Raw genomic sequence first — 15597 nt, 5'->3', positions numbered from 1 at the left:
CGTTCCAGCCCGGCCGAGTGCTTGAGTGGACCACCCCCGTACCCGTACCCTCGCTCCAGGAGTTAAGCGCCACGTGAACCCGTACAACGCGCCACCCCTCACCCCACCCCGGCCTTGGTGGAAGACGACACCAGCCGCGCTCGGCGCCCTCGCACTGGTCGCCCTGCTCAGCGCGTTCAGCTTCGGCCTGGGCTTCCTCGTGACGATCGTCGCCATTGCGGCCGTGTGGGCGCTACCACCATGGCGCTGGTTCACCAAGCTCGGTGCGACGTTCGGAGCCTTGATACTGCTAACGATCGGCGCGGGCCTGGGCGGACAGCTCGACGACGGCGGGACTGGCAAGACCGACGCCAAACCAGGGAGCGAGGCCAGCGCAAGCCCCACAGCCGCCGCGCCGTCCCCGACCGTCGCCAAACCCATCAAGGACGCTGACTACACCGGTCAGCCGCTGGATGACGCGGAGAGGAAGGCGCGCTCCGACGGCTACACCACAGGCCACCACGACGGGGCCAATGAGGATCGCGCGATCAGCGTGCGGTCCGGTTGGACAGTGTGCTTCCAGAAGGCCGATACGACTGCGATGACCATCGACTTCGCGGCCGTCAAGCGGGACGAGCCCTGCCCCGAAAAGGACGGTGGCCCACTCCCGTGGCCGAAGATGCAGGATGTCGTCGGCGCCACCTACGACACGGCCGTCGAGGACCTGGTGCGAGCGGGTATCGACCTCGACCGCATCGAACTCGACGACGTCTACCGCGACATCGACACTCCGACCGCGGAGGAGGCCGCCGAGGACGGCGAGGACTGGCGGGTGTGCTTCCAGTCCCCGGATGAAGGAACCAAGGTCACCTCCACCACCACGGTCCGCCTCGACCTGGGCCGGTGGACCGACGCCGACCTCGTGCAGCGCTGCCCGTCGGCGAAGGACACGACCTACAAAATCCCTGCCAACGACCCCGACTACGACGACAACGGCACCACAGGAAACGCTGGTTCGACCGGAGGCAGTTTTTCCACCTCCGGCGGTGGCGGTTCGTCCTCGTCCGGCAGTTCCTCCGGTGGCGGCGTCGGCACGGTCCATCCCGGCTCGTTCTGCGCCCCGCCCGGAGCGATCGGCGTCACCAAGGCCGGCACCCCCATGGTCTGCGGCCCCGGCTCCGACGGCCGCAACCGCTGGCACAGCTCCTGACCCCTACCGACCAACCTCGTCACCACGATTCTGCGTGCCGTACCCGGCGGAACAAGCCGGCCCTCCACCGACCGGGGGTACCCGGCGACATCGATATGCATGCGGTGGGGCTCAGCAGGTCCGACCTGCTGAGCCCCACTGCATGCACAGCTCCGTTCAGGCGTTCGCCACGAACCCCATGAACCGCGACCACTCCTCGCGCCCGACCGCGAAGTGGGGGCGGGTCACGTCCTTGGAGTCCCGCACGTGCACGGCCTGTTCGCCGACCGCGACCTCCACACAGCTGTCGCCCTGGGTGCCGCTGTAGCTGGACTTGCACCAGGCGAGTTCCGTCGTACCGCTGCTCATCGCTCTCCTCGAAGTCGCTCCAGCAGGTCCCGGGATTCCATGGGATTGAGGGCCTGCGAGCGCAGTGTGTCATAGCGTCGACAGAGCAGGCTCACCTCTTTCGCGTCGGAGATCAGCCTCCCATTCTGCTGCCCTTCGGAGTATCCGAGCCGTCGCCCCTCCGTGGTTTCCACCAGCTGGACAGGTCCGTCCAAGCACCCATGGAACGGCAACTCCAGCGGCACCACCTGCAATGTCACGTTGCGCCGCGCGGTCAGCTCAAGCACATGGTCCAGCATGCCTGACTGCACCTGCGCTCCCCCGAGGCATCGCCGGAGAACCGACTCCTCCACGATAAAACTGAACGGCACGGTCGGCCGTTCACGCAACATCGCCTGACGCTCCATCCGCGCGGTGAGCTGGGCCTCCGTCTGCTCCTCGGTCAGCAACGGGATGCTGTTGTCGAATACAGCCCGCGCATACGCCTCCGACTGCAACAACCCCGGCACCAGCCGACACTCGTACGTGCACAGGCTCACCGCCTCCCGCTCCAGCCGCGCCCACCGCCGGAACCACGCCGCGAGCCCCGCCTCGCCCCGGGTGAGATGGCAGGCGGCCTTCCGCAGCGCACCGGTGTTGCCGAGCGCTTCCTCCGCTCGCTCCACGAACACCCCGTCCGGCATCCGTCGGCCCAACTCAACGGATTCCACCGTGTGTTTGGAGTACTGGACCCGGGCGCCGAGCTCAACCCGGCTGAGCCCTGCGTGTTCGCGTAGCGCCTGGACGACCGCGCCGAACGTACGCAGGCTGTCGGACGGATGGGGTTCCCGCTCCCACTCCCCCTCCGGAACTCCCTGCGCCGCGCCGACGCACCCAGCCGCCTCCCCCACACCGATGCCCATCCGCCCCCGCCTCTCTCCGCACCACACCGCGACGGCTCCTGACACCGCCCCGGGCGCACCACTCAGCGTGACGGACCAAGCGCCGTACTGTCCACTCCCCGCGCCCGTACGCTGACTCCGCGTACGGGGTGTGGCTCTCGCACCGAGGCTCCTCCAACCGTCACTCTGACGCCCATGAACCACGCACTGCCCCAAGTCGACCGCTCCACCCGCACCTTCACGCAGCTCCTGTCGTCCACGCGGCGCGGCGCCCGGCTGGCCAGGCTGCTCGCCGTGACCGAGCTGCGGACCTGGGGCGCCCCACAGGACCTCACGGAGCGTGCCGAACTCGTGGTCGCGGAGCTCGCCGCCAACGCCGTCCTCCACGGCCTCGTACCGGGTCGCTGCTTCCGGCTCACGCTCGTCTTCGACCCGGCGGCCGGCCGCCTCCGCGTCGAAGTAACCGACGCCCGCGGGGAGGTGTACCCGCAGCCCCCTCCGGCGGACACCGAACCCGAGACGCTGCACCCCGGCGGTCGCGGCCTGCTGCTCGTCGCCGCCCTCGCCGACCACTGGGCTGCCGTCCCCCACCCGCCCGGCGGCAAGACCGTCCGGGCTGAGCTCATCGACACCCGGACCCGCGCATAACCACGCCGACGGAAAAACGTAAGGGCCCGTCAGGCGTTCTCGTCGTGGATCCGCGCCCCCAGGTCGTCCGCCCACTCCAGCGCCCACGCCTTGAGTTCTTCGATCTGCTGGGAGGTGAGCCCGTACGCGGCGTAGTCCTCGTCCTCGTACCAGTCCGCACCGGTAAGCCGGTCGCGGAGGTCACCCAGGTCGAACTCGTCATGGGCGCGGCGGCGGCCGAGGGACTCCAGGTCGGCGGTGGACCGGTGGCGGGAGGCGGCCTGGACGTCGATGAGGTCGCGGACGGTGCCGCGGTCGGCGAGAGCACGCACCTTGGTGCCGATCACGTCGTCGAGGGAGAGGACGGGGCCGTAGGGCGTCTGCGCAGGAGGGGCCCAGAACGCCTCCTTGAGGACGTCCACCTCGCATTCCTCGCCGGTGACCGGGTCGATCACGAGGAACCGGCCGCTGAGCGGGTCGGTCTGGACATGCGTGGTCCGCCAGCCGCGCGCCGTGAGGCCTGCTGTGAGGGCGGCGACGATCTCGTCCATCGGGGCGGGGTTCTCGGTGGCTACATCGAGATCGCGGCTGAAGCGTTCGACCAGGCCGTGGGCCTGCACGGCGTATCCGCCGGTGAGGACCAGTGGATAGGGGGAGCCGAGGTCGAGGATGTCGGCAAGGAGACGCTCGTGGAGCGGCGTGAGCTTCACGCGGCGGTCGCGCCGGCCGGAGCGGTGCGGGGCAGCTCGGGGAAAGCGTCCTCCCAGACCTCACGGATATAAGGGCTGACCAGGCGACGCAGAACGGGCCACTGCTCGGCCAGCAGCCGGTGATGGAGGAGTGCCGCCACGTCCTCGTACAGACCCTCGGCTAGGACGGTCCGGTAGAGCGTCATGCGAGACTTCGGGCGGTCCAGGCTGTAGCTCGTCCGCCCGGACCACGCGATATGAAGTGGCAGGTCGACGGTGCCCTCGACGGGGCCGGCCAGTTCCCGCAGGTGCTCGGGCAGCCGACTCCGGTAGCGGTCCCGCAGCACCTCGGCACGGGGGGCGGTGTTCGTCGCATCCATGCATCCAGTATCGCCGACAGAAGGCGCGGCGTGGCGCACGCGACCTCGCAGTGCTCCTGCCTATGTGCGGGTCAGCCCACGGTGCAGGAGCTGCAGAGGGCCGGTCCAGGCGACCGGCTCTGGCGTCGGAACGAGCGGTGGGGAGCCGGGCCGCTGCGGACCCGGCGCGGTGGCGGTAGCGGTCGTCGAGCCCGCGCGGCCATTCCAGATCGCGCCTGTAGCGGCGAAACCGGTCCCGGCGGACGGCCTCGTCCGTCCGCCCCCGCGTCGGAGGCTCGAGGCCGTCATTCCTGCTGCCGAACAGTGTGGTGAGCCCCGCTGTTCGGTGTGTCACCAGGTGGCCTGAACCGGCGGGTTCAATCCACTGGCAGGCTACGATCCGACTCGATGCAGTCGGTGGGTCACAGGAACCCATCCCTTGCGATGGGCCCTCCGGTCCGGGGCACCTCGGTGATGATCACACCGGGTGCTGGGGACCGAGCCCTGTGCTTGCACAGGGTGGCGGAGGGATACAGCGGACCGCCCGTGGCGGGGCGGTGGAACCACTCAAGGTGAGGCCCGCCGGCTGCGTCCCACAGGTCAGGGACGAGACGGTTCGGTGGCGATGGCAGACAACTTTCCGGACCTCCCCCCTGCGCAGTTCCTCGATGCGGTGGTCAGCGGCTCGATCTACCCGTACACCGAGCACCGGATCCCCAAACGCAGCGGCGGGCTGCGGACCTTGCACGCTCCGGTCCCGCGGCTGTCCGAGATCCAGCAGGGCGTCCTGGCCCATCTGGGGACTCTTCCAGCCAGGTTCCAGCCCCACCCCGCAGCGTTCGCCTACCGAGTGGCCCGCTCGGTCGTGGGCTGTGCCACCGTCCATCTGCGAGCCCACACCGTGATCCGCCTGGACATAGCCGACTTCTTCGGGAGCATCAGGGAACGGCACGTCCACGCCGCGCTGAAAGAGGCCTGGGCTCGCCCGACAGAGCGCGAGTACCGGATCGATCTTGTGGAGGACGGTTACGGCCGCCGGGAGATCGGCCTGCGTCGTACCGGTCGCACGCTGAGCGCCTACGCCACCGCCCGGCTGGTCACCGTGTCGCCGCCCGGGCCGAGCCAGACCTGGACGAACCGTGGCACCGGGCGTCGCAGCGTGTGCCTGGAGACCACCGGACAGAGCTTCTCCGTCAGCCGGCCCGAATTGCTCTACAAGCACACCCGCGAGGGGTTCCTGCCATAGGGCGCTCCTACAAGCGGATACCTGTCGAACATCGTCATGCGCGACGTCGACGATGTTGTGACCCACCTGGCAGAGTCCTTGGGTCTTCGCTACACGCGCTACAGCGACGACATGTACTTCTCCAGCCGTCGGCTCGTCCGTCACGAGAAGGTCGACCGTCTCCTGGTCGGTGTGAAGAAGGCATTGACCCCGCTGGGTATGAGACTCAACGCGAAGAAGACCTACGTGGCCCGTCCCGGTGCACGCCGCAGCGTGCTGGGCATCCTCGTCGACGGTCCCACCCCTCGCCTGACGCGCGAGTACAAGCGCCGCATCACCAAGCATGTGCGAGGGGCTGCGTCGTTCGGTATCGAGCAGCACAGCCGTCACCAGGAGTTCAAGGGTCTGGCCGAGCTGGACGCCCACGTGACCGGGCTGCTCTCGTTCGCTCACATGGTCGAGCCCGGTTGGGCCGAGAAGCAACTCGCCGACTGGAAGCGGCTGCGCGAGATTCCTCTCGATCACGAGGAACCGGTGATCGCGCAGCACGGGTTCGATCCGTTCCGGGACGAGGATGTCGAGGTCTCGCTCGCCAAGGCCTCGATCGACGACCTCATCCGCGGTGCTCAGCGTTATCGATCGTCCTCGGATTACGTGCAGATGCTTGAGTTCGTCGGCCGGTTCAAGCGGTATGCCCCGTTCAATGCGATGGTGGTCCATGTCCAGAAACCGGGGGCACGCTACGTCCTGTCCTCCTCGGAATGGATGTCCAAGCACCGACGGGTACTCAAGCCCGGAGCTCAGCCGCTAATGATCTTCCAGCCCCGTGGGCCCTACATGCTCGTGTACGACGTCGGGGACACCGAAGCCCTGCCCGGGGCCCTGCCTCTACCGAAGGCGATCACCGCCCCTGCGTCGGTGTCCTCTCGCGCCGACCGCAAGGAACTCGTCAAGGTCTGGCACCACACCGAGGCCAACCTGGCGCCCCTGGGGGTCCGGCTCACCCTGGTCAACCACGGGGCCTCCTCCTGCGGGCAGGCGTACCGAAGCAGGTCCGGCGGGTTCGTCGAGCGTTCCGGCAGCAGACCCGGGGACCAGCCGGAGATGTACCCGATGCTGTTCGAGATCGAGGTCAACCGGAACCTGCCTCTGCTGGACCGGTACGCCACGCTTGCACACGAGCTCGGCCACCTGCTCTGCGGGCACCTCGGCGCGGGCTCCTGGGACACGTGGCCCGACCGGCAGTTGCGGCCCCTCTCGGAGGAAGAACACATGACGGCCCATGCCCGCGACGAGGTCGAGGCCGAGTCCATCGCCTATATGGTCCTCAGGCGGCTGGACCCGGATGTCCAGATGGGCGACTACATCACCGGGCACCTCGGCCTCGACCAGCAGGTCCCGGAGAGCGTCGCCCTCAACCTCACGTTCAAGGCCTCAGGCCTGATCATCGAGATGGGCGGAAAGCGCCTTTCTGCCACCAAGCTCCAGAAGCCCAAGAGATGACTGGGCGCCCGCCCTGGACGGGTCAGTCCAGTAAGCGCTCGGCGCGGTCCGGAACGCCACGGATGTGCCGGCCGTCGGCGACCATCCGCAGGAGGAGACGGTGCCCCTCCGCATAGTGGATCTGCCCGGACACGGCGGCCTCGCGCATGAGGGTGACGGTGTTCTTGACGGGAATACCGCGCGCCGCCGCGTACTCGCCGGCGTCGCGGTCGTCCGTGATCCAGACGGCTCCGGCGAACTCCATCCTCGTCTGGATGAGGGCGAGGGTCTCGGCTTCGCCGAGGTGGCGCATGGGCTCGCCCGGGGTGCCGCCGAAGACCGCTCGCCGCAACCGGTCCGCGAAGGCGATCTCCGCCTCGGTGCACAGTTCGATCGGCTCCCCCAGCCAGCCCTCAATGGGGAGTTGGTCGAGACCGCGGACGTAGGCGGCGGAGCGGCGGGCTTCCTCCGCAACCGCTTCGGTCCAGCGGCCGCACCCGTCGAGCACCTTGCGGAGCAGGTCGAGACGGCCCACGGTGCCGAAGTTGCAGAGGACCGTGTTGTCGGGGAAGAGACTGACGCGGCTGGCGAGGTCCAGGGGGTTGGTCATGGCTGGAATACCGGGTCGCCCTTCTCGTCCTCCGGCAGGGCCCGCGGAGCGCGCGAGGGCTCGAGTATGGCTCTCAGGTCGTCGACGGTGCGGTCCAGATAGGCGGCCAGTGGGCGCAGGGTCGTCTCACCGGCCTCGTACGCGGCGTGCAGCTCCGCCATCGGGACGAGCGGCGGGCGTGCAACGGCGGATTCGGCGCGCTGGCGGTAGTGGTCGTCGAGCCTCCCCGCGAGGACATGGCAGATCTCGGTGGTGAAGCCACGGAAGCGGTCCCGGCGTGCCGTGTCGAGAAGCCCGATGTGGTGGAGTCGCGCGGCCAGCGCGCTCGGTGAGACCTTGAAGGCGACGACCAGCTCGCTGAGCTCGGTGTCGGTGGGAGCGTTCCGGTCGGTGACCGTGCGCTCCCAAACAGCTCGCACTTCGGGTTCGGGCATCAGGAAGTGGGCGGCGAAGACATTGGCCCTCACTTCGGTGTAGTCCTTCTGCCTGCCGGGTTCCGGTACCGCGTCGGCGCGTAGGTCCTGGGCGTCCCGGGCGAGAAGGTGTCCCACCTCATGGGCCAGGGTGAAGCGCGCCCGGGTCCATTCCTGGGTGGTCGCGAGCAGAACGATGCGGAAGGCGTCGGACTGCCACGTCGCGCCGGAGAGGGCCACTTGATCAGGGAAGTCGACAAGCGCCACATCGATTCCGCAGTGGTCCGCGAGGAGCCGGGTCAGGCTCGGGAGATCCATACCGGCGGGAACCCCCGCCCCTTGTTGCGCGAGATGCTCCGTGAAGTCGGCCGCGAGGCGTTCCCCTTGGTCAACGTACCGCTCGAGTCCCGGGCGGGGCTGAGGCAGGTCGGGGATCGCGCGGGGCCGACCGAGCAGGTCCAGGACGTCGTAGGCGTTCTGGAAACGGCAGGCGATGGCCTCGACCTCGGCCCATCGGGCCCCTTCGGCCACTGTCCCGGCGGGGCGGGCGGCAAAGCGGGGGCGCACCGGCTCGCGTCCACTGAGCAGGTAATCCACCGTCGTACCGGTGGCCTCCGCGATTCGGGCGAGGTCCAGGGAGCTGAAGCGGCGTACGCCGCTGAGCGACTTGGAGAGCTTGTCCGGGGTGAGGCCGACCCGCTCGGCGAACGCGGTCTGGGAGAGGGAGGCTGCTTCCATGACTCTTCGCACATGGTCAATCACAGTCTCGTTCATCTCCTCACCGTATCGACGTTTTGCGAATATCGCAACACATCGCGCCGCCCTTCACGCGGCTCCACGTCCGACTGCTGTTGGCTGACGCTCACCTTCGCCCAGCGACCGGCGGCTTCACCCTCGCACCACTCGCCAGGCGAGTCCGAGCGCGCCTACGCGGGCAGCGCGGGGAACACGACCACCGAGCCGTCGCTGCTGCGGGCAATCTCGATCGCCACGTCCGTGGGGCGGTTGTCGACAGTGACGCCGTCGCCCAGCCGGTGAATCCGGTGTGTCGCTCGCATCAGGCGCTCGACTTCGCCGGTCGTGAACACGGGTCGCAGACTGTTCGGACGTGCCAGCTCCAGCACCGACAGGCGTACCAGTACACCGGCGATGCCCGACTCCAGTTCGTCGAGGCGCTGCTGGTCGCGCTTGAGTGCGCGAGTGAAGTTCTCGAACAGGTTGTCAGGCTCGCTCTGGGCGTGCTCGACGGCCTGCAGGACGATAACCCGCCGCATCAGCGCGATTGCCAGGGCTGCGAGTTCGAGGTGGGCACGGAACGTGCCGCCATGGTCGTCCACGCCGGGGAACGACTCGGTCAGCGTGCCGATCTCGACGGCCTTGCCGTCGGGCAGCTTGTCGAGTGCGCTCTGCCACCGGGCAAGACGGCGGCCGGCTTTGCCGAGCGCCGTGTCGATGGCATACACCGCAGAGTCCAGTCCAAGCGAGACACCGAGCTTGCCCTGGTCGAGCAGAATGGCGGTTGCCTTGTCGATGGCACCGCGGCAGCCGTCGAGGGCGCTGTGCTCGTCGTCGAGCTTCTCTTCGTGCAGTTGCTCCAGCAGTTCCGTGATGTGCTCGATGGCCTGCTGACGCCTCTGGTCGGCATGGGCGCTCACGCCCACCGCCACGACCATCAGCACGAGCGGCGCGGCCACGGTGAGCGCCGCGCTGCCAGCGGCCACGACGCCGGCTGTCGCACCGGCCCCACCGGCCGCGCCCGCGGCTGCCACTTTGCCGACCGGCACGAACGTCACGCCGCCGGCGATGCGGCACATGGGGTCCACGAGTGGGCCGCGGATGCCACCGGCCACTCCCTTCGCCGCCATCGGGCGAAGGATGCCCTGACCCAACTGAGCGGCGAACTTCGCCGGAACCACCATGCGATACAGGTTTTCGCCGGCGGCGGTCGCCGTGGCCGCCGAAGAGGAGTTCCTCGACGCTTGCGTGACGAGCTGCGACAGGTGCTGCGCCAGGGGACTCACGGCATCGAGCGGGATGCCCCGGCTGCGGTCGAGCGTATCGGGCAGCGGATGTACCTCGAGAGTGGCGATCGGCTGGTCGGCCAGGGCGGCCAGCACGCCGCGCAGTTCACCCAGGCGCTCAGCCGTCATCGGCCCGTCTCCGGCCACTGCGGGCACCCGGACGTCCCCCGTCGCCAGAGTCCACACCGGAACGGCTGCCGCCTTGCGGTAGTCAATCATCGTCTCCCCCTTGTTTTCACACGACACCCTACGGCTGACTGACCGTCACAAACGTTCGATGACCGTCCTGCTGGATCGCGGCGGCGGATGACAACCTCTCCCCGATCACGCGTCGTTCGGCTCAGCCACCGAATCCCCACCCCCCCCCCCCCCCCAGCGCCGGCCCGATCGGATGCATCCACACCGTAAATCGGATCCGTTTACATCGTCAACAGGCTTCACGGGTAAGCTGTGCGGTGAATCGCGCTCTCACGCCCGAACCGGAAGGTCATCCATGCCTCAGCACGACCGTCTCCCCGGGACGCCAGAGTTCCGCATCAACCTCCCCAAGGACGGCGGTGAGGCGCGCGGTCATCTGCTCACCGAGTTCGGCGGCAACGGCACGCACAAGTTCGTCCTGCAGGAAGGTTCGTCGGTGGCCGCCGACGCCTGGCCCGGTCTCGGGGACCACGCACGCCGCCTCCGTGCGGAGCTGCGCGCGAGCGAAGCACTGGCCGACGACCCGTCAGATTCCGAGCGGGCCGCAGGCATCTCGGCGATGGGTGGCGGCCAGGGACATCACCTGCAACTCATCCTCGGCCGCCGCCGCGCTGGTGTACGGCTACGACGCCTCCGGCCCGGAGTCCTGGCGGACCGTCGAGGGCCACCCCCTCGCCGACTACCTGTCCACCGGCTGGCGCGCCCCGCGCAAGGCGTGGCTGGTGCGGGGATCCAATGTCTCGGGGCACAACCTGGTGCGGCAGTTGTGGCTGAAGGAGGGGGTCGTCTCACTCGCGGGCGCGCACCTGCCGCCCCTGGAGGAGAGCGATCCGACGAAGAGCGCGCTGCGCCGCTTCGTCGAGGAGGGGTACGAGGGCGCGGCCTCGTACAATCAGAAGCGGGGTCTCGTCGACGAGTTGCACGCCTTTCTGACCCAGATGCGCGTCGGTGACACGATGGCTGCCATCGGCGACGGCCGACTTCACGTCGGACGGATCACCGGGGAGGCCGTGCAGACCGCGTCCCCAGGTGGCCTGTCCGATCTGCGACGCTCCGTCACCTGGCAGACGGACAGCCACCCGTACGACGAACTGCCGGAGGCGGTGCAGCAGAAGCTGTCCGTGCAGCACGACGTCGTCGATCTGACCGGTGTCCTGGAAGCGCTGGAGGGGCTCACCGGGAACACCGGACCCGCCTGTCCCCCAGGAACCGACGGTCCCACCTGGCAGTCCGCCGCAGGGCGGCCGGCGCAGCTGGAGTTGTCCCTGCCGGGCGTCACCGAGTCCCTCGCTGCCGACCTCCTCGTCCACGACCGGGCCTGGTTGGAAGAGGTGCGCGAGCTCCTGACGGACGACAGGCAGTTGGTCTTCTACGGCCCGCCGGGCACGGGCAAGACCTACTTGGCGATGAAGCTGGCCGAGTACTTCGGCGGCGGCCCCGAGCAGGTCAAGATCGTGCAGTTCCACCCGTCTTACGCCTACGAGGACTTCTTCGAGGGGTTCCGGCCCGCGGAGGACGCCGAGACGCGGGAGGTTGCCTTCCGGCTGACCGCGGGCCCCCTCCGGGAGCTCGCCGATCTCGCCTCCCGCGAGGGCAATCGTCACGTCCCGCACTTCCTGATCATCGACGAGATCAACCGTGCCAATCTCGCGAAGGTCTTCGGCGAGCTGTACTTCCTTCTGGAGTACCGGACGAAGTCCGTCCGTCTCACCTACTCCGGGGACGACTTCGCGCTGCCGCCCAACCTCTTCGTCATCGGCACCATGAACACCGCCGACCGGTCGATCGCCTTGGTGGACGCGGCGATGCGGCGCCGTTTCGCGTTCGTTGAGCTCTCCCCCCGCACCGAGCCGACCGCCGGGCTGCTCGCACGCTGGCTGAAGCGTGAGGGCAGGGAGACGGAGCCCGCCCACCTCCTCGACGCTCTCAACGCCCGCATAGACGACCCGGACTTCGCCATCGGCCCCTCGTACCTGATGAAGCCGGGCGTGTACCGCGACGGCGGTCTCGAACGGACCTGGCGGACGAAGATCCTCCCTCTGCTGGAGGAGTATCACTACGGAGACGGCCTCGACGTCGCCACCCGCTACGGCCTCGCCTCGCTGCGCGAGCAGCGCCCGTGACCGTGCGCGATGTGACGCTCCACGAGCACGGGCCAGCGGTCTCCGTGCCGTTGTGCGCCGGGGCCGGGCGGGCTCTGGCCGGCTCCGGCATCCTGCAGAGCGCGACCCCGGATCCCGGCCGTGAGGGGCACTGGGTGCTGCGGGCGGGCAGCCGGGTCGGCGCCGTACGCATGCCCGGCGGGCAGGTCGTGCGGATCATGCCCAAAACCCCTGTGCGCCGGCTGTTCTTCCTCCTCGGATTCAGCGTCGATCCGGCACGCGCCTGGCGCGACAGCCAGGAGGGAACCATCGACACCGGCGCGTACGACGACGTGGTCCCCGCCCTCGCGCACGCCGTGGAGCGGCAGATCGACGCGGCGCTGCGACGGGGTGTCCTCCAGGGCTACCGGGAAGTGGAGGAGTCCGCACTGGTCGTACGCGGGCGACTGCGCGAGGCCGAGCAGATCCGGCGGCACTTCGGCCGTACGCCGCCCGTGGAGATCGCCTACGACGCGTACACCGCCGACACCGCCGAGAACCGCATCCTGCGCGCGGCCGCCGAGCGGTTGCTGCGGCTGCCGGGGGTCCCCGGCCCGGTCCGGCGGCGCCTCGCGCATCAGCGTGTGCGTCTCACCGATGCCCGCCCACTGATACGGGGACAGCAACTGCCGCGTTGGCAGCCGTCACGTCTGAACTCCCGCTACCAGCCCGCGCTGCGGCTCGCCGAGGCCGTCCTGCGCGGTACCTCCCCGGAACACCGGCCGGCCGATGACGAACCGCTCAGCGTGGACGGCTTCCTGCTGGACATGAACAAACTGTTCGAGGATTTCGTCACGGTCGCTCTGCGCGAGGCTTTCCGGGAGCACGGTTTGACCGCGCACCTCCAGGACTCTCACCACCTGGACACCGCAGGTCTCGTACGCATACGCCCCGACCTCGTCGTACGCACCGGTGACGGCCGCACTCCGCTCGCCGTCGTCGACGCCAAGTACAAGGTGGAGAAGGCCGACGGGCTCCACAACGCCGACCTGTACCAGGCGCTCGCGTACGCCACGGTGCTCGGTCTGCGCGAGGCTCACCTCGTGTACGCGGCGGGACGGCAGCCGGAGCGCTTCCACGAGGTACGCGGCACGGCTGCCGGCCGGGACGGACCGGGGGTGCGGCTCTACCAGCACTCCCTGGACCTCTCCCAGGAGCCGGGAGACATTCTGTCGTCGCTCCGGGAGGTCGCCGTCAGGCTGGCCGGGGCCGCGCCGTCCTCGGTCATGAAAGCTCGCCAGACAGAAGGAAAGGGACATCATGCCTAGGCTCGCCTTCACCCAGGGCTTCTGGGACGGCTACGACACGTTGGAGAAGCCGGTGCGAGCCGGTGTCCGCAAGGCCATGGAAAAGTTCCATGCCAAGAGCGCCGCAGAGCTGCATGCGGACAAGGGCCTGCATCTGGAGGCCGTTCAGAACGCCCGGGATCCGCGGATGCGCACCATCCGCGTCACCGACTTCTGGCGGGGCGTCGTCCTCGCCCCCGACGACGGCAGTGACACGTTCCTGCTGGTCAACGTCCTGCCGCACGACGACGCCTACACCTGGGCGGCGAAGCGCCTGTACAGCGCGAACTCCGCGACCAGGGCCCTGGAGGTACGCGACGCCGTCGCTCTGGACGAGCTGACCCCGCTGTACGAGACGGCCGCACGCAACGCTCCCGAGCTGCTGTTCACGGGCGTCTCCGACGGCACTCTGCGCGAACTGGGCATCGACGACCAGGTACTGCGCGCCGCGCGCTCCCTCGTGGACAAGGCCCAGCTGGACGCTTTCGCCACCCTCCTGCCGGAGGATCAGCTGGAGGTGCTGCAGTACCTCGCCGAGGGGTTCGGACCGGAAGAGGTCTACCGGGACGTCGTCACCGTCCGCCGGCCCGCCGACGCGCCCGCCGAGCCGGTCGAGGACCTGGCCACCGTGATCGCCAACACTCCCGCACGCATTCGCCTGGTCACCAGCCCGGACGAACTGGAGGAGATGCTGGAGAAGCCGTTCGAGGCCTGGCGCGTCTTCCTCCACCCCTCCCAGCGCCGCGTGGCCTACCGCACCTCGTACGGGGGTCCCGTCCAGGTCACCGGAGGGCCGGGGACGGGCAAGACGGTCGCCGCCCTGCACCGGGTCAAGCATCTGCTCGGCCGCTCCGAGGACGGCCGCATCCTGCTCACCACCTACACGAACGCGCTCGCCACCGGATTGCGCCAGCTGCTCGGCCTTCTCCTCGACGAGGATGAGGAGCTCCTGGGGCGGGTGGACGTGACGACGGTCGACGCCTACGCGAACGGTGTCGTGCGCACGAAGTCCGGGACCGTGCCCAGGCCCGTCGGGGACCGGGAGCAGCGTCAGCTGTGGGAGAGGGCCGTCAAGCAGCTCGATCTGCCGTTCACCGCCCAGTTCCTGGCGCAGGAGTACCGGCACGTCGTACTCGGCCAGGATCTCCGCGACCTTGACTCCTATCTCGGCGCGAGCCGCCGCGGCCGCGGCACCGGTCTCGGCCACGCACGGCGCCGGGAGGTGTGGAGCGCTGTGGAGCGGTTCGAACAGCTCCTGCGTGACCGTGGTGAGACCACACACCTGCGGGTCTGCGCCCGCGCGGCGGAACTCCTGTCCGGCGACGGGGCTCCGTACGCCCATGTCGTCGTGGACGAGGCGCAGGATCTGCACCCCGCGCAGTGGCGTGTGCTGCGTGCCGCCGTCTCTCCCGGCCCGGACGACATGTTCGTCACCGGTGACCCGCATCAGCGGATCTACGACTCCCGGGTCTCGCTCGGTGCCCTGGGCATAGCCACGGTCGGCCGTAGCTTCCGGCTCCGCGTCAACTACCGCTCCACGGAGGAGATCCTCTCCTGGTCGGCGCGGCTCCTCGCGCCCGTCACCGTCGGAGCACTCGAGGGCGAGGGGACGGATTCGCTGGCCGGATACCGGTCCCTGCTGCACGGGCGCCGCCCCCAGGTACGGGAGTACGCGACGCGGCAGGAGGAGACCGAGGCCCTGGTGGGCCAGGTCCGTGCATTGCTTGCCGAAGGCCTCGCACCGCACGAGATCGGAGTGTGCGCTCGCTTCAACCTCTCCCTGGACGCGGCCGAGAAGAAGCTGACCGCCGCCGGCATCCCGGTGCTACGGGTCAAGGGTCAGACCTCGCAGAAGGCCGAGGGAGTACAACTGGCGACGATGCACGCGATGAAGGGGCTGGAGTTCCGGGCGGTGTCCGTTCTCGGCGCCGACGAGGGCGCAGTCCCGTTCGCCCGTGAGATCACCCCACGCGAGGCGGACCCCCTGCAGCACGAGGCCGACCTGCTCAGGGAACGCTGTCTCCTCTTCGTCGCCTGCACGCGCGCCCGCGAAGTCCTGAGCGTGACGTGGAGCGGAGCTCCGAGCCCGTTCCTGGTCAGTACCGTCTGACCGGCCAGGCGAGCCGCGGAAACAGGCGGGCCGGCACCG

General features: G+C 69.2%; 13 protein-coding genes and 1 pseudogene. 7 read left to right on the top strand and 7 right to left on the bottom strand.

Annotated features, from left to right (window positions below):
- The first annotated feature begins 73 nt into the window (after positions 1-73).
- Complete coding sequence (locus ACFU5K_RS02560) at positions 74-1189, top strand: PASTA domain-containing protein (RefSeq protein WP_384055756.1); 1116 nt, start codon at positions 74-76, stop codon at positions 1187-1189.
- A 156-nt stretch (positions 1190-1345) separates the two neighbouring features.
- Here the strand turns inward: ACFU5K_RS02560 and ACFU5K_RS02555 are convergent, their stop codons facing one another.
- Together ACFU5K_RS02555 and ACFU5K_RS02550 are read right to left on the bottom strand one after the other, a co-directional pair.
- Positions 1346-1537: a DUF397 domain-containing protein gene (locus ACFU5K_RS02555; RefSeq protein ID WP_384055753.1), complete on the bottom strand. Its 192-nt coding sequence runs from the start codon at positions 1535-1537 to the stop codon at positions 1346-1348.
- On the bottom strand, positions 1534-2418 hold the full coding sequence (locus ACFU5K_RS02550; RefSeq protein WP_384055751.1) for a Scr1 family TA system antitoxin-like transcriptional regulator: 885 nt from the start codon (positions 2416-2418) through the stop codon (positions 1534-1536). Before ACFU5K_RS02550 ends, ACFU5K_RS02555 begins: the two co-directional genes overlap by 4 nt.
- 174 nt (positions 2419-2592) lie before the next feature.
- On the opposite strand from ACFU5K_RS02550, the gene ACFU5K_RS02545 reads away from it, so the two are divergent.
- Complete coding sequence (locus ACFU5K_RS02545) at positions 2593-3045, top strand: ATP-binding protein (protein WP_384055749.1); 453 nt, start codon at positions 2593-2595, stop codon at positions 3043-3045.
- 29 nt (positions 3046-3074) lie between these two features.
- Here the strand turns inward: ACFU5K_RS02545 and ACFU5K_RS02540 are convergent, their stop codons facing one another.
- Together ACFU5K_RS02540 and ACFU5K_RS02535 are read right to left on the bottom strand one after the other, a co-directional pair.
- Complete coding sequence (locus tag ACFU5K_RS02540) at positions 3075-3734, bottom strand: nucleotidyl transferase AbiEii/AbiGii toxin family protein (RefSeq protein ID WP_384055746.1); 660 nt, start codon at positions 3732-3734, stop codon at positions 3075-3077.
- Positions 3731-4093, bottom strand: a complete 363-nt coding sequence (locus ACFU5K_RS02535; protein WP_384055743.1) for a hypothetical protein — start codon at positions 4091-4093, stop codon at positions 3731-3733. The genes ACFU5K_RS02540 and ACFU5K_RS02535 overlap by 4 nt, the downstream gene beginning before the upstream one ends.
- 604 nt (positions 4094-4697) lie before the next feature.
- Here ACFU5K_RS02535 and ACFU5K_RS02530 point away from each other — a divergent pair.
- Both ACFU5K_RS02530 and ACFU5K_RS02525 read left to right on the top strand, forming a co-directional pair.
- Positions 4698-5318: a hypothetical protein gene (locus ACFU5K_RS02530; protein WP_384055741.1), complete on the top strand. Its 621-nt coding sequence runs from the start codon at positions 4698-4700 to the stop codon at positions 5316-5318.
- Positions 5319-5354: 36 nt separating this feature from the next.
- Positions 5355-6800 carry a hypothetical protein gene (locus ACFU5K_RS02525; RefSeq protein WP_384055739.1) on the top strand — a complete coding sequence of 482 codons (1446 nt, stop codon included), beginning with the start codon at positions 5355-5357 and terminating at the stop codon, positions 6798-6800.
- A gap of 22 nt (positions 6801-6822) precedes the next feature.
- Here the strand turns inward: ACFU5K_RS02525 and ACFU5K_RS02520 are convergent, their stop codons facing one another.
- The 3 genes from ACFU5K_RS02520 to ACFU5K_RS02510 all read right to left on the bottom strand — a co-directional run bounded on the left by ACFU5K_RS02520 (position 6823) and on the right by ACFU5K_RS02510 (position 10042).
- Positions 6823-7389, bottom strand: coding sequence for a hypothetical protein (locus tag ACFU5K_RS02520; protein ID WP_384055736.1), 567 nt, complete (start codon positions 7387-7389; stop codon positions 6823-6825).
- Positions 7386-8576: a helix-turn-helix domain-containing protein gene (locus ACFU5K_RS02515; RefSeq protein ID WP_384055733.1), complete on the bottom strand. Its 1191-nt coding sequence runs from the start codon at positions 8574-8576 to the stop codon at positions 7386-7388. The genes ACFU5K_RS02520 and ACFU5K_RS02515 overlap by 4 nt, the downstream gene beginning before the upstream one ends.
- A 152-nt stretch (positions 8577-8728) precedes the next feature.
- The gene (locus ACFU5K_RS02510; protein WP_384055730.1) at positions 8729-10042 is read right to left on the bottom strand and encodes a hypothetical protein; all 1314 of its coding nucleotides are present in this window, start codon (positions 10040-10042) and stop codon (positions 8729-8731) included.
- Positions 10043-10316: 274 nt separating this feature from the next.
- Here ACFU5K_RS02510 and ACFU5K_RS02505 point away from each other — a divergent pair.
- The 3 genes and pseudogenes from ACFU5K_RS02505 to ACFU5K_RS02495 all read left to right on the top strand — a co-directional run bounded on the left by ACFU5K_RS02505 (position 10317) and on the right by ACFU5K_RS02495 (position 15558).
- A pseudogene (locus ACFU5K_RS02505) lies at positions 10317-12144 on the top strand (AAA family ATPase).
- On the top strand, positions 12141-13430 hold the full coding sequence (locus ACFU5K_RS02500) for an McrC family protein (protein WP_384055727.1): 1290 nt from the start codon (positions 12141-12143) through the stop codon (positions 13428-13430). Before ACFU5K_RS02505 ends, ACFU5K_RS02500 begins: the two are co-directional and overlap by 4 nt.
- Positions 13423-15558: a UvrD-helicase domain-containing protein gene (locus ACFU5K_RS02495; protein WP_384055724.1), complete on the top strand. Its 2136-nt coding sequence runs from the start codon at positions 13423-13425 to the stop codon at positions 15556-15558. The genes ACFU5K_RS02500 and ACFU5K_RS02495 overlap by 8 nt, the downstream gene beginning before the upstream one ends.
- Positions 15559-15597: the final 39 nt, after the last annotated feature.

Source organism: Streptomyces sp. NPDC057428 (assembly GCF_042803195.1).
Lineage (GTDB): Bacteria > Actinomycetota > Actinomycetes > Streptomycetales > Streptomycetaceae > Streptomyces.
This window is presented reverse-complemented; position numbering and strand designations above follow the sequence as displayed.